The organism is Paenibacillus pectinilyticus, from assembly GCF_001700435.1.
GTDB classification, from domain to species: Bacteria; Bacillota; Bacilli; order Paenibacillales; family NBRC-103111; genus Paenibacillus_E; species Paenibacillus_E pectinilyticus.
Genome location: NZ_LYPC01000027.1, coordinates 1312089 through 1334131, shown reverse-complemented (window position 1 = coordinate 1334131; position 22043 = coordinate 1312089). Strand labels below are relative to the sequence as shown.

Sequence of the window (22043 nt, the reverse complement as noted above, 5' to 3'; positions counted from 1 at the left end):
CACACCTCTTTCCAATCAGTCAAAATGTTCAATCACCAAGGGGAGTTTGGAAACGAACCCTTCAGCGTACGTCAAAAGACGTTTTTGACCCATGACTCGATCACGGGCTTCAACACGTTCGACGTAACCTTGATTGAGCGGCGTTGCAACTGAGTCCGTACCAACTACAAACTGTGATTTGTACGCACGCAGTGCCGCCAATTTTTTATCATACACATCGGTGACATCCACCATCAAATCTGCCTCATACACATCATTGATAAAATAAAAATATAGCTGCTCCACAAGGACTGGAGCTGTTTCTGGTAAGTACTTACGCAGCTTTGCATTAAAAACAGCTTCCTGAACAAGCGCCGAACAGGCAATATGATCCGGGTGCCGATCTTGCCAATAGGGGGCAAAAACCAATCGCGGTCGAAATTTACGAATTTCTTGTGTAATGATTTCAATATTCGCAGCCGTCATGAAAAGTCCTCGATCTGGTAAACCCAGATTCGTACGCGTCGATACCCCTAGAATTTCCGCTGCTTCTGCCGCTTCTTCTAAACGGGTCTGCACGGTGCCATTCGACGACATCTCCGCATAAGTCAATTCACAGAGTCCAACTTTAAGACCGCGAGCCGTATGTTTGGCGATGGTCGCTCCCATCCCAATCTCAGCATCATCGGCATGAGCACCAAATATGAGAATATCCAACTGTTCGCTCATCTTATTCGATACCTGGTTTATATTTATGTACGAGTTCTCTCCACGCAAAATCTCCACGATCTAGCGCACGTGTAAGCAGCTCAGCAGTTGCAATATTCGTCGCACAAGGAATTCCCTGTACATCACATAGGCGTAACAACGCAATAATATCCGGCTCATGCGGCTGTGCCATTAAGGGATCGCGTAAGAATATGATGAAATCCATTTCATTTTCAGCAACCATGGCTCCGATCTGTTGATCGCCCCCCAGGGGTCCTGACATGAAACGATGAATGTTTAGCTTGGTGTTCTCCATAATCCGCGTGCCTGTTGTTCCTGTTGCATATAGTTTATGACCTTCAAATACATGCTCATATGCTGTAATGAAATTCACCATTTCATCTTTTTTTCGATCATGGGCAATAAGCGCGATGTTTAACATCTGACTTCCACTCTCCTACGGGTCTCTAATCTATAAAATGCTCAAATCCATAAATCATTCCGCTATATGTCATTACTTTACGAACCGCAATCGCTACACCTGGCATATAAGCAGCGCGATCGTATGAGTCATGTCGAATCTTCAGCGCTTGACCTGGCTCCGCCATAATAACTTCCTGTTGAGCAAAGATGCCTGGCAGGCGCACACTATGAATTCTAAATCCATTGTAATACCCGCCGCGCGAACCTTCAATCGTTTCTTCTTCCTTCGGATTGCCTTGCTTGATTTCTTCACGAACTTCAGAAATAAGTTCAGCCGTCTTTACAGCGGTTCCAGAAGGAGCATCCAACTTCTGATCTCCATGATATTCAATAATTTCTAAGTTAGGGAAATATTTCGAAGCTTGAGCCGCAAATCTCATCATGAGAATCGCACCGATGGAGAAATTAGGAGCAATTAGACCACCGATATTGCTTTCTTTGCACAGCTTGTCCAATTCAGCAATGGCCTGAGGGGTGAATCCCGTCGTCCCCATAACAGGGCGGATCCCTAGGCGAATAGCCAGATTCGTATGTGAAACCGCTGTTTGCGGTCCAGTAAAATCAACGATAACATCAGGTCTGGATTCCGTCAGCGCTTGCTCAATGTCAGTGCTCATCAAGACACCGCATTCGTCCATGCCAACCATTTTTCCTAGATCGATAGGACCAGAGGAACGTGACACCCCTGCGACTAATTCCATATCGGATTCGCGCAGAACCGTTTTCACGACCTCCCGCCCCATTCTTCCACTTGCCCCAATGACTGCTACACGTATACTACGCTCCATATTGTAATGATCTCCTTTATTTTCGTTTCGGATCCGACCCTTGTTGCAATTTCAGCTGATAGAGCGCTGCATGTTGTTTAGCAAGCTCGTGAAGAGGCTCTAAGCGAACAGCTTCCATTACCGTCTGATAGGCTCTGGAATAATCTCTTCGCAAAGCGAACGCTTCACCTAGAATAAGATACGCTTCAATCGCTAACGGATCAAGAACAATCGCTTCCTTGAGTAAAAAAATCGCTCGTTCTGGATGCGCTGATGAATGATTGAGCTGCCTTTTGGCTTGATCAACCAACTCGCGTGCATTTAACACTTGCAAATGAAAACGAAAAGCTTCATTCGCTGGTTCTAGCTCAATGGCTTTCGAAGCATGTTCCACCGCTTTAGTCAATTTATTACTTCTCGCGAAAGTAATCGACAGTTTGTGGTGATAGGCAGCATTGTCTGGTTCTTCAGCTATCGCTTTTTCAAACCATTCAATGGCTTTTTCAAAATCATGCCCAAGTATGGATTCATATGCCTTTTGTATTTGATTTTCTCCATTCATCTGCCCATCCTCCTTATCCATAAGCGGTTTACCCGTTAGTGGGGATGGTATAGTTTATGAAGTTCAGGTAGTTTCGGTGTTAATTTTAGTCCAACGCCCCGCGTCACGGGTATTGAACTTGTGCATGATTTTATCATGTGCTTCCGTCAAATCAATGCCAAGGGAGTTGGCAAAACATATCGTTATAAATAGGATATCGCCTAGTTCCAGCTCGATGGAATTGTCTGCTTCCGTACTTTTTTTTGGCTTTTCGCCGTAAGAATGATTCACTTCTCGCGCTAATTCGCCAACTTCTTCGGACATTCTAGCCAACATAGCCAATGGACTGAAATATCCTTCCTTAAACTGGGAAATATAAGTATCAACCTCTTGTTGAAGGTCTTTAAGTGTGCGTTCTGACATTGGCATCCTTCTTTCTATCCTTTTCACCAAGGTTATCCTCCTTATGTTAAACTAAACGAGAAAAGTTGACAAATTTTTTTAGACTAAAGCATGTATCTCAGGCATGGAGGAATTAGCATGATTTTCAAAGAAAGGTTCGCTGATCAGTTTTTGAATGTCATTGGCATCATGATCGGCACCGCCATTTATGCGTTTGGTTTACATTATTTCGTGATTTCCAATGAGCTTATGGAGGGGGGACTTACGGGTATTTCACTCCTGCTCAAATATGTGCTCAATGTACCGCCGTCTCTCTCTACGCTAGTCTTTAATATCCCACTCTTTTACTTAGGATGGCGAAATTTCGGGAAAGGTCCCATGCTGTATACGATCTTTGGCGTTGTTTGCCTTTCAATCTTCCTATGGGTCATGGAACGACTTATTCATAATGGGTGGATCGTTCCTTTTCATACCACACAGGACTATTTTTTGGCTACACTCTATGCCGGAATTACACTTGGAACAGGGCTTGGGCTCGTTTTCCGTTTCGGGGGAACAACTGGCGGTTCTGATATTCTAGCGCGGATTGGTCATAAAAAAAGGGGTTGGAGCGTTGGACAAGTCATCCTCATTATCGATGTCATCGTCATTGGCTCTTCCTTCATCTACTTACCCAAGGAAAAAGTGCTGTACTCACTCGTTGCTGTTTTTGTGACTTCACGGATCATTGACTACATATCAGAAGGGGCTTATGCCGCGAAGTCTTTTACCATTATTAGTGAACAGCCTGGTGTATTAGCTGACAATATTACCAAAGTTCTTGACCGCGGTGTCACGTTATTTCCAGCTCGGGGGGCTTACTCGGGTAACACGAAGGAAGTTGTGTACTGTGTCGTTTATCGACATGAGACTAGGCGACTGCGAGAACTCGTCCACGCGGTTGATCCCCGTGCTTTCATCATTGTAGGCGATGTACATGAAGTCATCGGCGAGGGCTTCAAAACGCATTAAGCAGCTTTCTGCAAATAAGGCTATACATAAAAAGTGGGTTGAGTCGCTCTAGGAGCGTGCTCAACCCACTTTTCTCAAACATTATCGCTTTCCTTTGTTTGCCTAACAGGTACGATGTGTCTCCCCGATTGATACATCCGCCAACCGACATAGGATAAAACACTCACAATGATGAGCCCCATGCTGAGTGACCAGATGATCGGTTGATTCGGATCCGTTAATGGCACATACGCCAATGCGTCCTTGTGTTTCATGAAGAGATCATCCAAAACCTGATTGAGGTTAACAATACCCATTTCTAAGCGTTGCGTAGGCATCGGTTTTGAATTTACATTCGTACGGAGAAAAACAAGCAAAGAGTCGAGCTTTTCTACCGATGAAGCATCACGGCTAATAACAAGTGAAGGATGAATTATGGCTATATGCTGAGCTAACTTCCCGAATTCATTAATCGCTTCACTCTGATTATTCGATTTTACCTGTTCACTCATTTGTTGCGTATCGTTAAGAAGTACTTTATAGTATTGCAGCCACATCGGCTGATTCTTATGCGTAAGTGCATCCGTTGCGAGACGGATTTTAGCAACAGCAATTTGTCCTTCTGTCGCTGAATAGTTTGCTGCGCTATATACACGCTTGGCTTGGGTGACCGTTTCTGTCAGCGCATTCAAGCCTTCAATGGATGTGATGCCTTCAAAATGAATTTTCGGAATTTGATCCGAAATTTGAGTCAATTTATTTCTCGCTTCGGCTACTTGTCCAGCCATAGTCATGGTGTACATTTCTTCCGCGATTTGATTCAGAAAACTTATTTTCTCTACTTGTGCAGGATCAATTGGTTTAGCAGCTTGTCCGGCCGTGCTAGCGCTCTTTCCACAGGCTGCAAGTACTAAGATGGCAACCGTAACTAAAATCATCACAGTTAGCCTTCTAAGGCCTCTGGTGATCAACATGGGACATCCCTCCTTCACCATCATCATATGGAGGTTCGTCCCACTTTAGACCATTAAGAAGTTAATAGTACCCTTCTTTTCTCTCTTACGAATACACACGTAACCGAGATCCAAATTCCAATAATGCTCAGACATACCGTAAAGAATTGAATCGTTCCCAAATAGGGATGAAGCTCAAGAGGCAAGCGAGGGAAAACGCCTTTCTCATAGTCCATGTAATCATTCCAGAAGGTCCAAATCGCAACAAGCACAATCGCCGGAATTCGGAATGAAAACCATCGCACGAATAACAGCGCTTCCACCGCCATTGCCAAATGAGATGAAGTTAACATCCAACCGTCCCATCCTACCGGCACGCCTTGCCATGCTCCAGCCCAGATCATCGTTACTGCCCATACGCCATATTTAACTGAAGTGATAAGGGCAAAAGCTTCTATAAAGCCACGTATGGCGCGATAAAGCTTTGATGAGTTCCTAGATGAAGAAGAATCCATCAGCAAGTAACCAACCGAAAGAGTGAAAAACAAGCTTGCTGTCGGACTATCGGGTACAAATATCACGTACCACACTGGATTTTCAGCAATCGTATCCACCATTTGTCCCCAGTACCACTCATACCCATAAATGGTTCCTAATGCATTACAAATCAAAAGCAACCACAGCATTGTCTTGCTAAGTAGGAAATCTCTGCTCCAGAAATAGGAAACGGACATATAGGCACCCCTCAACATCAAGTTCGTTGGTTTGTCTAAAAAAAAACCTGATCACTTTCGCGACCAGGTTCCCATTTATTATTGAGTTTTTTGTTTCGATAACCAATCAGCAAGCTGATCAATATCGGCATCCGTTAAACCTTTGTCAATGTTCGGCTTATACATGGCTGGCATGTTGCCTTTACCATTCTTGATGATACCTAAGATATCATCCTTCGTGTGCGTATCGCCTACGCCTAACAAAGCAGGTACTCCTGAAGCTGGCATACCTTTGAGTTGAGCACCATGACACGCTAAGCAAGTAGCTTTTGCGAATACTTTAGCACCTGGGTCATCAGCAGCCACAATGGCAGCCGCTTTTTTGGTTGTTGTTTTCGCAGCACCGCTAGCAGCCTTACCTTTGTTCGCTTGAAGCTCTTCTTCACGCTTAATATGTTCTGGAATAATATTTTTCTCTTTAAGCTCGACTTGGTAATGTGACCAAGACGTGTACGTCAGATATGTACAAGCTACCAAAGACAAGATCATCAGGCTTGATGCAATTGGTCTTCTATAGAAGCGACGCTCTTTACCTGTATCCAAGAATGGAGCAAGTAGTAAGCCACCGAATAGTAAACCTGGTACAACAACCGCTCCAAGAACAACGTAGCTACCCGATGTGTATGGATATTTCAGCAATTGATACATGAACAAGAAATACCAGTCAGGCATCGGAATAAATGCTGTATTCTTTGGATCCGCAGGATAGCCTAACGGAGCCGGATCGGACATAACTAGGACTAGCATACCGACCAAAACAACGACACCAACCATCCACTCTTTTAACAAGAAGTTTGGTATGAAAGCCTCTGACTTACCTGGGTAAGCCGAGTAATCTCTCGGAATGAGTCGTTGCTCTTCAGTTTTCTTAATTACGCGGGAATCCCCTACGTAAACGATTTTTTCATCAGACTTATGACCATGCGCCACGCTATTCGCCCCTCCCTAAATTATAGCGGTCCGGAAATACCTTGTTTGCGAATCATGAAGAAGTGTCCGGCAAGCAAAGCGAGCAGAACGCCAGGCAGGAAGAACACATGAATAGCAAAGAACCGTGTCAGTGTTTGTGCACCAACAATGCTTCCGCCTTGCAGCAATGTTTCGATGTACGGACCAGCGAATGGTACCGATGCTGCAATTTTCATACCTACTTGTGTTGCAAAGTAAGCTTTGTTATCCCATGGAAGCAGGTATCCCGTAAAACCAAGACCTAACATAACGAAGAAAATGAGCATGCCTACAACCCAGTTCATTTCACGTGGTGCTTTATAAGAACCTGTGAAGAACACGCGCAGGGTATGTAAGAACATCATTACGATAACTAAACTAGCTCCCCAGTGGTGCATACCTCTGACGATAACACCGAAAGCTACTTTATGTTGAAGGTAATCAACACTTGCATACGCATTGATGATATCAGGTGTGTAATACATTGTTAAGAACATACCTGACAAAATTTGAATGACTGTGATGAAAAACGTCAATCCGCCAAAGCAATAGACGAATGCGGAAAAATGATGAGCAGGGTTAACGTGTTCGGGTACCTCGTGATCCGCTACATCCCTCCACATAGGCGTAATATCAAGACGTTCGTCAATCCAGTTGTATACGTTTTTAAACATCTGATCCTGACGCCTCCTTATACTCTTGTGTTAGCATGCAGTTGTCCAACATACACGAAACCGTTCTCTACTTTTGTTGTATACTCGTCCAACGGCTTAGGCGCTACGGCAAGGTTCTTACCATCTTGCGTGTAATGCGCACCATGACATGGACAGAAATACTGATCTTTGTAAGCAGGGTTATCGTTCCAGTTAACCGTACAGCCAAGGTGCTTACAAGTTGGATTCAAAGCAAAGAGTTTTCCGTCGCTGCCTTTGGAAATCCATGCTACCAACTCCGCATCACTTTCGTACCAGCCATCTACCTGATGGATTTGGAACGTAAATGCTTGTGGAACATTCGTAATTTTACTTTCTTCGACAACTTTAACCCAATCCGATGCTGCTTTTTTCTGAAGGACTGGATCAATAGCAAACCGAATCATCGGTATGATAATTCCGGCTCCCATGAATCCACCAGCGCCACCAAGGGTATAAGAAAGAAATTGTCGACGAGACATTTCGCGTTTGGTCCCGGGTTTCTTCCCATGCTGTTCTTCATTGTGATTGTTATGATCACTCATTCTCAGGTCTACCCTCCTACATTGGCCGAAGTCCGATCCCTCTCGGACATCAGTTACCTCTATCACGTGTCGTTCGACATTACACTACATAACTAGGACATTTCTAATAATAGCCTACGTCTACTAGGTCGTCAAGAATTCGTAACTCCTTTTATTGGATTGAAATCTGCGCTTTCGGACAAATTTTAACGAAATTGTCACAACTTTTTGGAAGCCACATTCATCCATTACTACCCTTAGCTTGCACATTTTTTTTCCAATAATACACGACAACACCAAAGTTACTCACTTGGGTACCAGAGTTGCTGCACTTGTTTAGAAATCCCCGTTTTGATTGCATCAGACTGCACGATCCATTGATCTTTATCGACAACGATCAACAAATCCGTTCCGGGTGATTTCCAAGCAATTGCTTCTGTGTGTAAGGTAAGTACGATTATGTAACGAAACCCGGATTTCTTCAATCGCTGAACAATGTCCTCCACTAGTTCACTGACATCCGCTCCTGTTATGTAATGAAGAGCTGGATAGGTGACGACTCTGCCTTTATAAGGAATCTCAATGACTTCCATGACATCTCGCAGCTGCTCCAATACGGAGGTCACGATCATCGGATCTTCGGAACCCCTCAATCCTGTAACCGGAAGCAGACAAGTATCCAAATAAGGCTTCAATTCGGGCCAATCCTGTGCAACAATCTCATTAAACTTCAAGGTTTTACGCCTCCCTATCATTTACCAAAAGAACAAGGGCTATGTAGCATTCGTTCAACTTGTACTTTAATCGGTGCAAACTTCACTGTCAATGCAGTTCCTTCCATTACAGGTGTCAAAAGAAATCTTTATGAACATAGAAAAAAGACATGTGGATTCCACATGTCTTCCATCCTTTCATGCCATGCGCAGCTGCGATTACCCTAGTGATTGTAAAATCCTTAGTTCAGAGGTGAGCGCCAGAAAGGTCGTTTGATCTCCTTTAGCCAAAGCGCTGTCAATTTCCTTATAAAGATTTTCTTCTCTATATTTGCGTAAGGCATTATCCCAAATCATTTCCGCGAAAAGTGCCAGCAGCGCATCGTTAGATACATTCATTTTTCCCATGAGACCTACCTCCAAATGTTGTCCGCGGTTTGTCAGGAGCTTCATTTTCGCAAAAATTTGTGTGTGTATGATGATCTACGTCAACCCGTTGTTGTGCTCCTTTTACATCATATTCACTTGCATTATCAACGCTTCATTCAAAAGCCCGATTGATTGGGAATGTGTTAGTACCTAGTTTCAGAACAACACAACCTTGTCTTCCTCTGCTATGTTAATGCCTTGTATGACCTTGGAACCCAATTTGGTAACTTGAATGACAGTACCGTATGTGTGATCTTCGCCAATTCGTATTAAGCCCAAATGCATCATCATTTGTAAAATCCGTTGTTCAACAATCGATTCCGAGCTGTCATAGTAAAACGGTTTGACTAACTTACTTAGCAATTCGACTAATGATTGTCGCGTGACCCATTGACCGCAGAGCCGGTCTACCCAACCCGAGATACTTTGAATATTCGGAATGGGGTTTTTATAGAGCCTCAACCAAAACATGTAAACATCTGCTAAGGGTTCTTTCTTGCCTTCCACTAAACGTGCGATCCCCGTCTCTGTGAGACGAAGCATGAAGTTATGTTCACTGATCAATTGGTGGTAATAACAATAGTCATAAATAAAGGAAAATCGGTTGGGGTACTCCTTAAACATACGCCCATATCCGAACCGCCAGGTTCCTTTCTGAACCATCTCTTCTTGTACAGATAAAACACTAAGTACCTGTCCAAGTTGTCGTTTGTACATGGCGCCATCCGTCGTTAAAGGGACTTCTTGCTGAGCCACTGCTGTAAGGAAATGCTGGATGTCATCTACAAGCAGGGATTGTTCATCACGATACACGGTAGGTTCTTCGGTCTTCATTAACTCTTGCCTGAATTGATTGGCCAGTACATCACGGAATCTCCGCTTGAGATCAGATGGAACATGAAAAAGGTACTTCGTTTGCTGCGAGTAGCCATTAAATAGCCAGCCTAACTTCTTGAATTTCAAAATCATGTCCCGAGGATTCCAAGTCTCTGACTCTTCTTTTTGGAAACGTGATTGCCCAACTCTAGCGATGAGTTCCTCCATGCTGAAGGCATTGCGAGGATCAGATAATAACGAATTGAGAAATCGAATGTTCTCCATACTGAGACTTTGAATATGTTTTTCAAATATGTCCTTCCGCATGGCTGTGCTGAGGATCGATTGAATCAATTCATTCTTAGAATGACCATTACACTCACACTCGTAGGTATGTGCAATTCGGCCTAAATCATGGATATCGGCATAACTGAGCATATCCGCTAGGTTCATTTCCATCCTACATCTCCCATCTGGCGGAGCTTTAGGCTCCGTGGTTTCTAGTAACCATTATGGGATTTTTTCCCGAAAATATTCCATGAAGAACAAAAAAACATGACACATCTCGCGTCATGTTTCGAACTCCCTATTCGATTCTTACGAAGGTTGTAAATGCAATAGACAATTGTACAACTCAAGTTTCCACTGATCACCTTCACGTAACAAAAGGGTTAACGATGTATTTTGCAAAAACTCCTCTTGATTCAACTGAAGTACGCGAAGTACCTGAACAATAAATCCGCCATGGGAGATTAATAGGACCTTCTGATTCGGATAACGCTCCAAAATCTCAGTTTCAAGATCCATCCACCGGGCCCACAGCTCGCTGTCGGTCTCTTGATCAAGGTCCAGAAGCTTCCAGTCGACTCCCCAGCGCTCTTCGCGCTCAGTAACCGTAGTCCCTTCAGCCAACCCGTATTTGCGCTCTCTCAAGCGTTTATCAGACGCCAGAAGTGGAATACCGGATAATGCCGAGATGATTTGTGCGGTTTCACTTGCTCTCTTCAGATCACTGCAGATGATGCCATCCCAATTTTCGTCTGCTAAACGCAAACCTAGCAATCTTGCTTGCTCTCTGCCTTCGTCCGTTAAATCCGTATCCAATTGGCCTTGGAGTCTTCCTAATCGATTCCACTCAGTGCTCCCGTGACGAATAAACCCAATGGTTGTCATTCTCTTACCTCCACCGATGAAATGCGAAAATGCTCCTGCAGGAGCATTATGTTTTCGTTCGTGATAACCAGTTCATAATAATAATGGTAGCTACAAAGCCTAGAAAAGATACAACTAATAAGTAATGCGGATAGGAATGAATCGGTCCCACATGAAACCGTAGAGGCTCCATGAAGCTTGGATTCAGACTGGCTACTGCATCACCTAGCTTATGCCCATTCATGGATTCTGTGCCAGTTGACTTCAGCGCCTGCGGCGCTTCTAAATCAAAAAGTGAATTATCCGCGGTAGCCATCGTGGACTGCGGTGATCCGTCATAAACAATCGCAAATAAAAAGCTAAACACAAAAAGAGCTAAACAAAATGCGATTACTGCTGTAAGATTACGTCTTAATTTATACGAAATGTGATACATGCGTTCCGATACTGGAATGCGCCATGATTCATCTTCATAAATACGACTCATTACCTTAGAAGAAACCACAGGCTCAAAGTCTGAAAATTCTTCGTCTGTTGCTGCAGACCGTATTAATATCATGCTTTCTTCCCATATTTGAAATTCCTCTGCACAGGAGTCGCACGTTGTTAAATGCTCATCTACAGCGACACGACGCAGGTCATCAATCGGTAAATCCCAATAGACGCCAAATAACTCCTGGATCTCACTACACTTCATCGGTTGTCATCCCTTCGATTCTTCAAATATCGGTTCACTGAAATAAGGATCCAAGTGCAATTTGACGGATGCCCTTGCTCTAAATAAGAGAGATTTCACGGAAGAGACAGTCTGACCTAAGATGTTGGCAATTTCTTGATAATCCATCTGATCATATTCACGTAAAATTAAGGCTGACCTTTGCTTCTCAGGCAAGCTATTAATCGCTTCGCGGACCATGGATACCTTCTCGTTCCTCAACATCGCCTGCTCTGGCATCGCATCAAAGGCAGCATGCGGCGTTAGCCCGCTTTGCTCCAGGGATACTTGGACACTTTTATTTTTGCGCAGCTCACTCAATACGGTATTACGGGCAATGGTATATAACCAAGTTGAAAATGATGCCTCGATCTCACGGAAAGAATGCAAGCTCCGGTACGCTTTATAAAAAGTTTCGTTACACAAATCTTCAGCGATCGCTTCCATCTGTGTACTCTTTAGCATGTGATAAATAAATGCAAGGATTTTACGCTCGTAACGACGCATGAGCTCGTTATAAAGCTGAACATTTCCATCCTTGATTTCTCTGATCAATTGGGAATCGGTCATTACGTGGCGACCCTCCTCGCGATTCCGGGTACCACTCCAACTGTTCCTACATGTTTTACTTAGGTTGGAGTGAAAAGTTGCGATAAATTTGTAAAAAATCTGTGAAAACCAAAACGAACAAAATTTTGGCCTATTACTTATTCTTGATAGAACCCGAGATTCCTGCTAGTTTCGACAAATTGTTGGATAAAGTTCATATTTCTAGTGCTAATGCGCTAGAACGTCCTTCTTTTTCGCAAAAAAAAGGCGTAAAGACAAAAAAAAACCGCCGAATCGGCGGTTGCACTTATGGTGCGATTATCGGATAGGAGTGGAGAGAAACCATACTGTACTTTTATTATATGTATACGGTTTCATTCTGTCAACACTTTTCTTGAAAACGTTTACTAAGCATTATTATTGTTCTTTTTTTGAAGATGTTCCCGCATCGATTGTTTAATTAAGTTATTAATGGAATGAGGCCGAACATAAGGGCTTCCTGCATTAATCCGCGGAATTTGCATAGGATCTGTCAAAGCAGAGACAATTCCTGCTTTCGTTGTAAAAGCATACTGAATGCCGACTTCCTGCAAAGATTTAATCGTTGTATCATCATAGCTACCGAATGGATACGCATAGGCATCTACATCTTTCGCAGGTTGTAGCGCCTTAAGCTTCGCAATACAATTCTTCGTGTCCCTTTGAATCCGAGTCTTAAACTCAGCGTCGCTTTCCACTTGCCCATTCAGGGTAAGTTTATTGGAAAGCATTGGCTTTCCATCCTTCATGGCATGAAGCTCATCGGAGTGGGCTTGAAATTCAATGTTTTTGTCATTTCGACGCATCTCACTGATCTCTTCCCTCGATAAGGAGGCTAACTTCGTACCTTTGGGATCCTCCAGCCCTTTCGTAATTACGAAATTAACAGCAGGAATGCCCAGCTTTCGGAGAATGGGGTACGCATAAGTGTAGAAACTTTCGTAACCATCATCGAATGTGACCAGTAAGGCATTGTTGGGAATAGGCTTTCCTTTACGCTTGAAATCCTTGAATTGATCGAGAGTAATAAATTCAAAGCCTTTACGCTGTAAGGAGACCAGTTGTCTTTCAAATAATGCTGGTGAGATTGTTACGGAGCTTTGCTCTTGCTCATCAATATGATGGTAGACGAGAACAGCAACTTCGTTCGAATAGAACACATCTTTCGCACTTGCAAAAATAGGAAAAAAATTAAGAATCACAATCGAAATCACTAACATACTTACAAAAATCATCCGATACTTCAGTTCAACCGCCCCATAACAATCTAGATAGGATATAAATAATAAGACCCATTATAGCATGAGGCTTTATACCTGTGAATCCGTTAACAAAAATAATAAATAGACGTCTTCCGCATTGGTTCTACCCCTTTTGCGGATAACGTCTATTCATCTTTGAAACGTAATTAAGTTAAACATGTACCTTATAATCATGCCCTAGTAAATCAGACGCTCGATCCGCTTCTTCTTGATTACGGAAGGACAGCCGTAGAACGCCAGGTACATCTTCTCGGCTTTCAATGATTTGAATATTACTCAGGTTGATACGAGCATTACCTAACAACGAAGTGATCGAACCGATAATACCTGGATGATCTGGAATATCCACATAGATATCGAATAGCGATGTGAGTACGCCTTTTCTGCGTTCTGGCAATTTGCTACGGAACTCACCAGCTAAACGGAACTGTTCCACAATGCCTTCGCCATCACTCAACTCAAGCATTTGGATGAAGCGAGCAATCTCGCCATTCCAATCTTTGAGCAGTTTGAGTAAGACTTCGCGATTATTAACCAGAATATCACGCCAAATGGTTGGTTCACTTGAAGCAATCCGTGTAATGTCACGGAAGCCGCCTGCAGCCAAATTCTGATACAACGGATTACACTCGTTATATCCTCTGACTTGGTTAACGAGAGCTACCGCAATGATATGTGGAAGATGGCTAATGGCTCCTACTATATCATCATGCTCGCGCGCATCTACTTGAACGATTTGAGCCTTCGTCAGACTTAGCAACGCTGTGAGACGGTCTACCTGAGCTTGAGGTGTCCCTGCTGCTGGAGTCAGCACATAAAAAGCATTTTCATACAGATGCGAGGAAGCTGCTTCCACCCCATGCCGCTCGGAGCCTGCCATTGGGTGACCACCGATAAAGTAATAGCCTTCCTTCAGGTGTGCTGCTGCACTTTCAGTGATCGAAGCTTTTGTACTTCCCACGTCCGTGATAATACAGCCTTGTTTCAAAGGCAGCTTCATAAGTTGCTGCACATATTCTTCCAGATTACCAACGGGTACGCATAGAAAAATATAGTCCGCTCCGTCCACGGCTTCAGCCATATCCGTTGTTGCATGATCAACGACATTCCGTTTCAGTAATTTCTGCACGGAATTCGGATTTGGAGAATGACCTACTACCGTAAAGTCGGGTTTTCCTTTAAAGCATAAGGCTAGTGAGCCACCGATCAGTCCGACTCCGAATATTGCTATTTTCGTCATGAAATGAATCAACCTTTATCCTCTGAATTAGGCTTGAACAGGAACGTCAGCAAGGACTTCTGTTAATGCCGCAATGAATTTTGCATTTTGCTCGCTTGAACCAATGGTCACGCGAAGCGATGTTGGGAACCCTAGCATATGTCCGCCACGAATAATAATACCACGGCGCAGCAGGCCATTGAATACGTCACTAGCTGGACGAGCAACGTCTACCATGACAAAGTTGCCATGTGCAGGGAACGATTGCAAACCAAGCACTTCGAACTGTTCTTTTAAGTATTTCAAACCTGCTGTGTTCGCTTCACGGCAGCTATCGATGAAATCTTGATCTTTAATCGCAGCAAGTGCAGCCGCTTGAGCGAAGCGCGTTGTGTTAAACGGCTCCCGAACTTGGTTAATGGAACGAATCACTTCTGGATGTCCGATACCATACCCAATACGAAGTGAAGCTAAGCCATATATTTTGGAGAAAGTACGCAAGGATATAACATTCTTATACTGGCCAATGAGTTCAATACTATCTGGGAACTCGCCTGTTGTATTGTACTCACAATAAGCTTCATCCAAAACAACAATGACATGTGCTGGTACTTTCGCTAAGAAAGCTTTAATCTCAGCGTCGGTATTCATCGTGCCCGTTGGATTGTTTGGATTGCAAATCCATACGATTTTCGTACGGTCCGTTATCGCGGCAGCCATCGCATCCAAATCATGCGTACCTTCTTTCAAAGGCACTTCAATGGAGATGGCACCTTCGATTTCACAGTTATGTTTGTATTGCGGGAAAGTATGTGATGCCATAACCGACTCGTCGCCTGGTACGAGGAATGCGCGTGCCAACATCAAAATGACCTCATCGGAACCAGCGCCGAAGATAAGTTGATTCGTTTCTACTCCAAGGGAAGCCGCCACAGCTTCAGTAAGCTGTACAGCACCTCCATCGGGATATAAGCTAATGTTTGCGATTTCTTCTTCGATAGCAGCTTTCACATGCGGAGAAGAGCCAAACGGGTTCTCATTGGAAGCCAGCTTAATAACTTCAGTCAAGCCAAGCTCACGTTTTACTTCTTCAATTGGTTTACCAGGTTGATAAACAGGTAAATGGATAATCGTTTGTTTCGGTTTCATGTAACAGTAGTCACCTCATCAATTAGTTATTCGAACGTTTTAATTGACCTACAAAATTACGAATTTGCAAAAGACCTTCAGGATGCGCCGCATCCGCTTCAAAATGAGGTAACGCGCTCTCAATCGTACGAACAATTGCGCTTCCTACCACGACGCCATCACAGAGCTTCTCAAAGCGCTCTACTTGCTCGCGTGACGAAATGCCGAAGCCTACCACAATCGGGACAGAAGCTGCTTCTCGAACGGTCGTAAGGAAGTCCTCAATCCCTCCGAAAAATTCAGCCCGCTCGCCTGTTACGCCTAAGGATGATACACAATAGACGAACCCGCGTGCACTTGCCGCGATGCGTTGTACACGCTCATTAGATGTTGGTGCCACCAATGGAATCAAATGAACGTTATATTTCTCCGCAATCGCTCTGGTTTCGCTGTCTTCCTCAAGAGGCAGATCTGGGATAATAATACCGCTGATTTCATTTTCCTGCATCACTTTGAATATGCGTTCCAGCCCGATTTGCAAAACTGGATTATAATAAGTAAATAAAATGAACGGAAGCTCGGAGCCACGATTTCTAGCTTGCTTTGCCACATCGATTACATCAAAAATAGAGATTTTACGCTTTAATGCCCGCTCCGACGAGCGCTGAATTACGGGTCCATCCGCTAACGGATCAGAATAGGGCACGCCTAACTCGATTAAATCTGCGCCAGCTCGCTCCATCTCCAGAATTAGCTCCAAAGAGGCTTCAATGGAAGGATCACCAATCGTTAAGAAAGGAATCATCGCAGTTTCACCGCGCGATTTGAGTTCTGCAAAACGACTATCAATTCGGTTCATCGTCTATACCTCCTCGCCCAGATAGCTAATAATGGATTCCACATCTTTATCGCCACGACCGGATAAGCTTACGATGATAATTTGGTCCTTCGACATGGTCGGTGCTAATTTCAACGTATGTGCAATCGCATGAGCGCTTTCTAGCGCAGGAATAATACCTTCCGTACGGCTCAACAATTGCAAAGCATCCAAAGCTTCTTGATCCGTAATTGGATAGTAGGAAGCACGCTCAGAATCCTTGAGATAGGCATGTTCAGGCCCAATTCCCGGATAATCAAGCCCTGCTGAAATCGAATGTGCAGGCAAGACTTGCCCATACTCATCTTGCAGCAGGTAGCTAAGTGAGCCTTGGAACACACCTGGTGTACCTTTGGTCATCGTCGCTGCATGCTCATCCGTGTTGACGCCGCGTCCAGCCGCTTCTACACCGATTAACTTCACGGATTCATCTTGCACGAATGGATAGAAAATCCCCATCGCATTACTGCCTCCGCCTACACAAGCGACAACCGCATCTGGCAATCTGCCTTCGGTTTCTAAAATCTGCTCACGAGACTCGTCACCAATAACGCGTTGGAAATCTCGAACCATCATTGGATACGGATGAGGTCCTGTAACCGAACCTAGAATATAGTACGTATCTTGTACATTGCTAACCCAGTAACGAAGCGTTTCGTTACAGGCATCTTTTAAAGTACGTGTGCCTGACGTCACTGGAATCACTTCAGAGCCCAGCAATTTCATACGAAACACATTTAATTGTTGACGTTTCGTATCTTCCTCACCCATGAACACCTTACATTCGAAGCCCATTAAAGCAGCCACTGTCGCAGAAGCAACACCATGTTGACCTGCACCCGTCTCAGCAATAATTTTCTTTTTGCCCATGCGTTTCGCGAGCACCGCTTGTCCAATGGTGTTATTGATTTTGTGTGCGCCTGTATGATTTAAATCTTCACGTTTTAAATAAATCTTGGCGCCGCCAAGTGATTCAGTTAAACGCTCTGCAAAATATAACGGCGTCGGTCTTCCGGAATATTGCTTTTGCAAATAACGAACTTCAGCAATAAATTCAGGATCATCTTTATATCGCGCATAAGCTTCTTCAAGCTCATGAAGGGCATTCATCAAAGTCTCAGGCACATAGCGGCCACCGAACTTGCCAAATCTACCATACTGATCAGGTACTTGTGTCACTTACCGGTCACCCTTTCCACAAATGCGGTTATTTTCGCAATATCTTTCACACCATCTGTCTCCACACTGCTTGATACATCAACGCCATCTGGAGCATAGGCTTTCACTAATTGATCTACATTATCGTGTCGAAGTCCGCCAGCTACAAGCAATTGTACACCGGCCGAACGGGCCCATTCTTGATAAACAGGAATACAGTCCCAAGCAAACGTAGTACCTGAACCGCCACCATAAACGGGATCAAACGTATCTAACAAGATGGCATCAACAGTTCCCTTATACGGATCGAGTTGAGCAGCCACTTCTTCTAACGACGGGATTCGATCTTCTGTCTTCGAAATGGATACTGATTTAAATACCTTTAGGCCAAAATGTTCACGGACCCACATGCAAAATGCCGGTGTTTCCTGACTATGCAGTTGAACTACGTCCAAAGGGGCTGCCGCTAAAATATCGGTAAGCTGCTCTTCCGTTGGATTCACAAAGACGCCTACTGTCAACGGAACTGTCTGTCCACGTACCTCTTCTGATTTTAAATAAGCAATCAGCTCTGCTACCTTATCAGGCGTAACTTGCCGCTTGCTTGGTGCAAAAACAAAGCCGATATGAGCTATCGGCAAATGTACGATTGATTTTAACACTTCAACGCTTTGAAGTCCACAAATTTTTACCGTTGGAATCGTTCCCACAGCCATGAAATTCGCCTCTTTCTTCCTTGTTCCTACGCCTTTGTGACCCGCTCACCCATCAAGTCATATACGGCTTGTTCAACCACAGGTTGACGCATGAAATGCTCACCGATTAACACGGCTTGTGCACCCACTTGCTGTACAAAGCTCATATCCGCCACGGAGGAAATGCCGCTTTCGCTGACAACTGTTTTCCCTTTTGGCATCAAATTAATTAATTCTTCCGTCGTACCTAAATCAGTTACAAATGTTTTCAAATTGCGGTTATTCACACCGATCAATTGCGTATCCAACGTTAGCGCCCGCTCCAGCTCTTCACGATCATGTACTTCCACCAACGCATCCAAACCGAGGTCCTTCGCTAAAGATAAGTAGGACTTCATTTGATCCGTTGTCAAAATCGCCGCAATTAGCAAAATAGCATCTGCGCCAAGCAATCTCGCTTCATAGATTTGTTTCGGATCAATGGTGAAATCTTTGCGAAGCAACGGTACGTTGACTGCTTTGCGAACAGCTTGCAGATAGTCATTACTGCCTTGGAAGTATGACACATCCGTCAAAACGGAAATACAATCCGCACCTGCTCGCTCATAAGCTTGAGCTAAACCAACTGGATCAAAGTCCTCACGAATCAAGCCCTTTGAGGGGGAAGCTTTCTTCACTTCCGCAATAAGCCCTACCTCACGGTTCTTGCGCACGGTCAGCGCCTGTTCAAAGCCTAGGCAAGGAGGAAGCTGAGCAATCAGCTTCTCTGCCTCTGCAATCGAAAATCCGCTCATCGCTTCAACCTCTAGGCGTTTTGTGGCAACAATTTTATCAAGAAACATGGCATAATTCTCCTGTGTATTGGATTAAATCGTTCAATTTCTGTTCCGCACGACCGGAGTCAATGACATCAGCTGCAAATTTAACACCTTGCTGCAGTGTGCCCACTTGACCTGTTACATAGAAACAAGCTGCTGCATTTGCCAACACGATGTCACGATGAGGACCTTTCTCACCTGCAAAAATATGACGAATAATTTCAGCATTGAGCATGGCATCTCCACCCGCTACATCCTTGATGCTATGTGCGCGAAGGCCAAGATCATCCGGTGTAATCGTATAAGTCTGAATGACATCGGATTTCAACTCCGTTACCTTCGTAGGCGCTGAGATGCTGAATTCATCCAAGCCATCTTCGCTGGCTACGACCAACGCACGTTTCAAGCCTAGCGCTTGTAAGGATTGGGCGATCAGTTCCGTCTTCGTTCTGTCAAAAACACCGAGAACTTGACGATCCGCTCCCGCAGGATTCGTTAATGGACCAAGTAGATTAAACACAGTTCTAAAACCAAGCTCCCGGCGAGGCGCAGCGACATGCTTCATCGATTGATGATAAGCTTGCGCAAACATGAAACAAATCCCCGTGCGTTCTAGACACTTCGCAGCTTGTTCACCGCTAAGTGTAATTTTCACGCCTAACGCTTCTAAGACGTCTGCGCTCCCGCTTTTGCTCGACATCGCTCTATTCCCATGCTTTGCTACACGAATACCGCCTGCTGACGCTACAATTGCTGCCGTAGTCGAGATGTTGAAAGTCTCCGCGCCATCTCCACCTGTTCCGCAAGTATCGAGTAGATCGCTTTGCAGTACATCCATTTGAAGTGCCTTACTGCGCATCGTTTCCGCGAAGCCAGTAATTTCTTCAAACGTTTCACCTTTGATACACAATGCGGTCAATAAACTCCCAATCTGTGCAGGAGAAGCCGCCCCGTCCATAATTTCAGACATAACGCCCCGTGCTTCCTCACGAGACAGGTGATTACCACTGATCACTTTCTTAAGAGCTTGCTGAATTGAAATTGTTTCACTCATGTTCATCGTCCCTCTCTTCTCCTATGAGTTAACAAAATAATCTTTGTTAATATCGCTAATAGGTCTAGGCTCTGGACTGAACATGGCTTCCGCCATTCGAATGGATTTCAGCAAAGCCGTTGCTTTGTTCACTGTTTCTTGATACTCGCTCTCAGGTACGGAATCCCATACGATGCCTGCTCCTGCTTGTACGTAGGCTTTTCCTTTTTTGAAAACGATGGTCCGAATCGTAATGCAAGTGTCCAAATTACCGGAAAATCCTAGATAACCGATGGCTCCGGCGTAAGAACCGCGAGATTCGGGTTCCAACTCAGCAATAATCCCCATCGCACGTAATTTCGGAGCACCAGATACCGTTCCTGCAGGCATGCAGGATAAGAAGGCATCAAAGAAATCTTTATCCTTCGCAATTTTACCGGAGACGTTGGAAACGATATGCATCACGTGTGAATAACGTTCGATGTCCATGAAGGTGTCGCACTTAACCGTTCCAAACTCAGATACACGTCCGATATCATTGCGGCCTAAGTCTACAAGCATTAAATGCTCAGCGCGCTCTTTCTCATCTGCAAGCAACTCAACTTCGAGAGCTTGATCTTCTTCAGGCGTCTTGCCACGGGGCCTCGTTCCAGCTATCGGACGCGTCTCAACTTTCTCCTCTTCTACACGTACCAGTAACTCTGGAGACGTACCTACGACTACCTCGTCATCCATTTTCAATACGTACATATAAGGAGATGGATTCATCGTACGAAGCACACGATATACCTGAAGTGGCGATACCGTCGTTTCCATTTCAAAACGTTGTGAAAGCACCACTTGGAAAATGTCGCCGGCACGAATGTATTCCTTCGCTTTGTTGACATTGGCGATGTACTTTTCCTTCGTGATGTTCGAGCGAATCTCGCCTAGCTCAGGCTCAGATACGATTGGATTGTGTGTCATCGTGTCCGAACTTAACGGGCGTTTGATTTTCTCAATCGTCGCATCAATTTTCTCACAGGTTGCTTGATACGCCTTCGCGATATCAGCATCCGTTGCGAATTGGGGAACATGCAGGTTCGCGATCACTTTAATCTGTTGTTTGAAATGATCAAACACGATCACTTGATCACAGAACATGAATTGAATGTCATTCATTTGTAAATCATCTATTTGATGAGCTGGTAATTTCTCATAGTATTGGAGCAAGTCATATCCGAAGAATCCAACAGCACCGCCAGTAAACCGCGGAAGATCAGCAAGCTGTGGGCTGGAGTAGGCACGAAGGTAGGCTTTCAACACTTCGATGGGTTTCTCATCCGTGACTTTCTTCTCGGACCCCGTTTCAACCGTTGTTTTTCCATGCTTCGCCGTGATCATCAAGAAAGGATCGCTGCCAAGAAACGAATAGCGGGCCCATTTCACTCCTCCCTCTACGCTTTCTAATAGAAAAGCACGCGGCTCTTGATATAAATGTTGGAAAACACGAATTGGCGTCTCGGTATCTGCTAGCAAATGACGCACCACTGGGATTAAATTATAATCTTTGGACAAACGAATGACTTCTTGCAATTCAGGTGTATACATGGAAACATCCCCTCTCAGCTTGTGAGCTGCTCACTTTTGCGGCGCTCAAAACTCTATTCGAATACAAAAAAACCTCTACCTAGGGTAGAG

27 protein-coding genes are annotated in these 22043 nt (G+C 44.4%); 2 read left to right on the top strand and 25 right to left on the bottom strand.

The genetic code is table 11. The features are described from left to right. Nucleotides 1-15: 15 nt before the first annotated feature. From bshB1 to A8709_RS27735, 5 genes are all read right to left on the bottom strand, one after another. Nucleotides 16-708 (bottom strand): bacillithiol biosynthesis deacetylase BshB1, encoded by a 693-nt coding sequence (gene bshB1, locus A8709_RS27755; RefSeq protein WP_065857226.1) that lies wholly within the window; start codon nt 706-708, stop codon nt 16-18. 1 nt (nt 709) lies between these two features. Beyond that, nucleotides 710-1129: a methylglyoxal synthase gene (locus tag A8709_RS27750; RefSeq protein WP_065857224.1), complete on the bottom strand. Its 420-nt coding sequence runs from the start codon at nt 1127-1129 to the stop codon at nt 710-712. A 25-nt stretch (nt 1130-1154) separates the two neighbouring features. Further along, a complete protein-coding gene (dapB, locus tag A8709_RS27745; RefSeq protein WP_065857222.1) occupies nt 1155-1958 on the bottom strand; it encodes a 4-hydroxy-tetrahydrodipicolinate reductase in 804 nt (267 codons plus the stop codon). A gap of 16 nt (nt 1959-1974) precedes the next feature. Next, entirely contained in the window at nt 1975-2499 is a 525-nt protein-coding gene (locus A8709_RS27740) for a tetratricopeptide repeat protein (protein WP_065857221.1), read from the bottom strand. A 63-nt stretch (nt 2500-2562) separates the two neighbouring features. Next, nucleotides 2563-2901 (bottom strand): nucleotide pyrophosphohydrolase, encoded by a 339-nt coding sequence (locus A8709_RS27735; protein WP_065857436.1) that lies wholly within the window; start codon nt 2899-2901, stop codon nt 2563-2565. A 117-nt stretch (nt 2902-3018) separates the two neighbouring features. Between A8709_RS27735 and A8709_RS27730 the strand changes: the two genes are divergently transcribed. Then, a complete protein-coding gene (locus A8709_RS27730) occupies nt 3019-3891 on the top strand; it encodes a YitT family protein (RefSeq protein WP_065857219.1) in 873 nt (290 codons plus the stop codon). A gap of 74 nt (nt 3892-3965) precedes the next feature. Here the strand turns inward: A8709_RS27730 and A8709_RS27725 are convergent, their stop codons facing one another. The 11 genes from A8709_RS27725 to A8709_RS27675 all read right to left on the bottom strand — a co-directional run bounded on the left by A8709_RS27725 (nt 3966) and on the right by A8709_RS27675 (nt 12155). Then, entirely contained in the window at nt 3966-4844 is an 879-nt protein-coding gene (locus tag A8709_RS27725) for a sporulation protein YpjB (protein ID WP_167357189.1), read from the bottom strand. A gap of 53 nt (nt 4845-4897) precedes the next feature. Next, the gene (locus A8709_RS27720; RefSeq protein ID WP_065857217.1) at nt 4898-5557 is read right to left on the bottom strand and encodes a DUF1405 domain-containing protein; all 660 of its coding nucleotides are present in this window, start codon (nt 5555-5557) and stop codon (nt 4898-4900) included. Between the two features lie 78 nt (nt 5558-5635). After that, the gene (locus A8709_RS27715; protein ID WP_065857215.1) at nt 5636-6526 is read right to left on the bottom strand and encodes a c-type cytochrome; all 891 of its coding nucleotides are present in this window, start codon (nt 6524-6526) and stop codon (nt 5636-5638) included. 20 nt (nt 6527-6546) lie between these two features. Beyond that, entirely contained in the window at nt 6547-7218 is a 672-nt protein-coding gene (qcrB, locus tag A8709_RS27710) for a menaquinol-cytochrome c reductase cytochrome b subunit (protein ID WP_028554311.1), read from the bottom strand. A 17-nt stretch (nt 7219-7235) separates the two neighbouring features. Continuing rightward, entirely contained in the window at nt 7236-7781 is a 546-nt protein-coding gene (locus A8709_RS27705; protein ID WP_028554310.1) for a QcrA and Rieske domain-containing protein, read from the bottom strand. Between the two features lie 281 nt (nt 7782-8062). Further along, nucleotides 8063-8494 carry a DUF2487 family protein gene (locus tag A8709_RS27700; protein ID WP_065857213.1) on the bottom strand — a complete coding sequence of 144 codons (432 nt, stop codon included), beginning with the start codon at nt 8492-8494 and terminating at the stop codon, nt 8063-8065. 198 nt (nt 8495-8692) lie between these two features. Continuing rightward, nucleotides 8693-8881, bottom strand: coding sequence for an IDEAL domain-containing protein (locus A8709_RS27695; protein ID WP_065857211.1), 189 nt, complete (start codon nt 8879-8881; stop codon nt 8693-8695). A 177-nt stretch (nt 8882-9058) separates the two neighbouring features. Beyond that, complete coding sequence (locus A8709_RS27690) at nt 9059-10171, bottom strand: hypothetical protein (RefSeq protein WP_065857433.1); 1113 nt, start codon at nt 10169-10171, stop codon at nt 9059-9061. A gap of 144 nt (nt 10172-10315) precedes the next feature. Continuing rightward, nucleotides 10316-10891, bottom strand: coding sequence for a histidine phosphatase family protein (locus A8709_RS27685; protein ID WP_065857209.1), 576 nt, complete (start codon nt 10889-10891; stop codon nt 10316-10318). 46 nt (nt 10892-10937) lie between these two features. Continuing rightward, nucleotides 10938-11567 (bottom strand): anti-sigma factor family protein, encoded by a 630-nt coding sequence (locus tag A8709_RS27680; protein WP_065857207.1) that lies wholly within the window; start codon nt 11565-11567, stop codon nt 10938-10940. A 6-nt stretch (nt 11568-11573) separates the two neighbouring features. Then, nucleotides 11574-12155, bottom strand: a complete 582-nt coding sequence (locus tag A8709_RS27675; RefSeq protein ID WP_065857205.1) for an RNA polymerase sigma factor — start codon at nt 12153-12155, stop codon at nt 11574-11576. Nucleotides 12156-12256: 101 nt separating this feature from the next. Here A8709_RS27675 and A8709_RS34995 point away from each other — a divergent pair, with 101 nt between their 5' ends. Continuing rightward, nucleotides 12257-12463: a hypothetical protein gene (locus tag A8709_RS34995; protein WP_065857203.1), complete on the top strand. Its 207-nt coding sequence runs from the start codon at nt 12257-12259 to the stop codon at nt 12461-12463. Between the two features lie 78 nt (nt 12464-12541). On the opposite strand, the gene A8709_RS27665 is transcribed toward A8709_RS34995, so the two are convergent. The 9 genes from A8709_RS27665 to trpE all read right to left on the bottom strand — a co-directional run bounded on the left by A8709_RS27665 (nt 12542) and on the right by trpE (nt 21953). After that, on the bottom strand, nt 12542-13393 hold the full coding sequence (locus A8709_RS27665) for a polysaccharide deacetylase family protein (protein ID WP_065857201.1): 852 nt from the start codon (nt 13391-13393) through the stop codon (nt 12542-12544). Nucleotides 13394-13586: 193 nt separating this feature from the next. Beyond that, complete coding sequence (locus tag A8709_RS27660) at nt 13587-14675, bottom strand: prephenate dehydrogenase (protein WP_065857430.1); 1089 nt, start codon at nt 14673-14675, stop codon at nt 13587-13589. Nucleotides 14676-14702: 27 nt separating this feature from the next. Continuing rightward, the gene (gene hisC, locus A8709_RS27655; RefSeq protein ID WP_065857199.1) at nt 14703-15803 is read right to left on the bottom strand and encodes a histidinol-phosphate transaminase; all 1101 of its coding nucleotides are present in this window, start codon (nt 15801-15803) and stop codon (nt 14703-14705) included. Between the two features lie 22 nt (nt 15804-15825). Continuing rightward, the gene (trpA, locus tag A8709_RS27650) at nt 15826-16641 is read right to left on the bottom strand and encodes a tryptophan synthase subunit alpha (protein ID WP_065857197.1); all 816 of its coding nucleotides are present in this window, start codon (nt 16639-16641) and stop codon (nt 15826-15828) included. Nucleotides 16642-16644: 3 nt separating this feature from the next. Further along, on the bottom strand, nt 16645-17838 hold the full coding sequence (gene trpB, locus A8709_RS27645; RefSeq protein ID WP_065857195.1) for a tryptophan synthase subunit beta: 1194 nt from the start codon (nt 17836-17838) through the stop codon (nt 16645-16647). Continuing rightward, complete coding sequence (locus tag A8709_RS27640; RefSeq protein WP_065857193.1) at nt 17835-18533, bottom strand: phosphoribosylanthranilate isomerase; 699 nt, start codon at nt 18531-18533, stop codon at nt 17835-17837. The genes trpB and A8709_RS27640 overlap by 4 nt, the downstream gene beginning before the upstream one ends. Nucleotides 18534-18559: 26 nt before the next feature. Beyond that, nucleotides 18560-19354 carry an indole-3-glycerol phosphate synthase TrpC gene (trpC, locus tag A8709_RS27635; RefSeq protein ID WP_065857192.1) on the bottom strand — a complete coding sequence of 265 codons (795 nt, stop codon included), beginning with the start codon at nt 19352-19354 and terminating at the stop codon, nt 18560-18562. Then, nucleotides 19344-20384 (bottom strand): anthranilate phosphoribosyltransferase, encoded by a 1041-nt coding sequence (gene trpD, locus A8709_RS27630; RefSeq protein WP_065857428.1) that lies wholly within the window; start codon nt 20382-20384, stop codon nt 19344-19346. The genes trpC and trpD overlap by 11 nt, the downstream gene beginning before the upstream one ends. 21 nt (nt 20385-20405) lie before the next feature. Next, nucleotides 20406-21953, bottom strand: a complete 1548-nt coding sequence (gene trpE / locus A8709_RS27625) for an anthranilate synthase component I (RefSeq protein ID WP_065857189.1) — start codon at nt 21951-21953, stop codon at nt 20406-20408. Between the last annotated feature and the right edge of the window lie 90 nt (nt 21954-22043).

Coding starts and splice junctions, on each gene's coding strand:
- bshB1 (WP_065857226.1), bottom strand. CDS start 708: ATGAGCGAACAGTTGGATATTCTCATATTTGGTGCTCATGCCGATGAT.
- A8709_RS27750 (WP_065857224.1), bottom strand. CDS start 1,129: ATGTTAAACATCGCGCTTATTGCCCATGATCGAAAAAAAGATGAAATG.
- dapB (WP_065857222.1), bottom strand. CDS start 1,958: ATGGAGCGTAGTATACGTGTAGCAGTCATTGGGGCAAGTGGAAGAATG.
- A8709_RS27740 (WP_065857221.1), bottom strand. CDS start 2,499: ATGAATGGAGAAAATCAAATACAAAAGGCATATGAATCCATACTTGGG.
- A8709_RS27735 (WP_065857436.1), bottom strand. CDS start 2,901: ATGTCAGAACGCACACTTAAAGACCTTCAACAAGAGGTTGATACTTAT.
- A8709_RS27730 (WP_065857219.1), top strand. CDS start 3,019: ATGATTTTCAAAGAAAGGTTCGCTGATCAGTTTTTGAATGTCATTGGC.
- A8709_RS27725 (WP_167357189.1), bottom strand. CDS start 4,844: ATGTTGATCACCAGAGGCCTTAGAAGGCTAACTGTGATGATTTTAGTT.
- A8709_RS27720 (WP_065857217.1), bottom strand. CDS start 5,557: ATGTCCGTTTCCTATTTCTGGAGCAGAGATTTCCTACTTAGCAAGACA.
- qcrB (WP_028554311.1), bottom strand. CDS start 7,218: ATGTTTAAAAACGTATACAACTGGATTGACGAACGTCTTGATATTACG.
- A8709_RS27705 (WP_028554310.1), bottom strand. CDS start 7,781: ATGAGTGATCATAACAATCACAATGAAGAACAGCATGGGAAGAAACCC.
- A8709_RS27695 (WP_065857211.1), bottom strand. CDS start 8,881: ATGGGAAAAATGAATGTATCTAACGATGCGCTGCTGGCACTTTTCGCG.
- A8709_RS27690 (WP_065857433.1), bottom strand. CDS start 10,171: ATGAACCTAGCGGATATGCTCAGTTATGCCGATATCCATGATTTAGGC.
- A8709_RS27685 (WP_065857209.1), bottom strand. CDS start 10,891: ATGACAACCATTGGGTTTATTCGTCACGGGAGCACTGAGTGGAATCGA.
- A8709_RS27680 (WP_065857207.1), bottom strand. CDS start 11,567: ATGAAGTGTAGTGAGATCCAGGAGTTATTTGGCGTCTATTGGGATTTA.
- A8709_RS27675 (WP_065857205.1), bottom strand. CDS start 12,155: ATGACCGATTCCCAATTGATCAGAGAAATCAAGGATGGAAATGTTCAG.
- A8709_RS27665 (WP_065857201.1), bottom strand. CDS start 13,393: ATGTTAGTGATTTCGATTGTGATTCTTAATTTTTTTCCTATTTTTGCA.
- A8709_RS27660 (WP_065857430.1), bottom strand. CDS start 14,675: ATGACGAAAATAGCAATATTCGGAGTCGGACTGATCGGTGGCTCACTA.
- hisC (WP_065857199.1), bottom strand. CDS start 15,803: ATGAAACCGAAACAAACGATTATCCATTTACCTGTTTATCAACCTGGT.
- trpA (WP_065857197.1), bottom strand. CDS start 16,641: ATGAACCGAATTGATAGTCGTTTTGCAGAACTCAAATCGCGCGGTGAA.
- A8709_RS27640 (WP_065857193.1), bottom strand. CDS start 18,533: ATGGCTGTGGGAACGATTCCAACGGTAAAAATTTGTGGACTTCAAAGC.
- trpC (WP_065857192.1), bottom strand. CDS start 19,354: ATGTTTCTTGATAAAATTGTTGCCACAAAACGCCTAGAGGTTGAAGCG.
- trpD (WP_065857428.1), bottom strand. CDS start 20,384: ATGAGTGAAACAATTTCAATTCAGCAAGCTCTTAAGAAAGTGATCAGT.
- trpE (WP_065857189.1), bottom strand. CDS start 21,953: ATGTATACACCTGAATTGCAAGAAGTCATTCGTTTGTCCAAAGATTAT.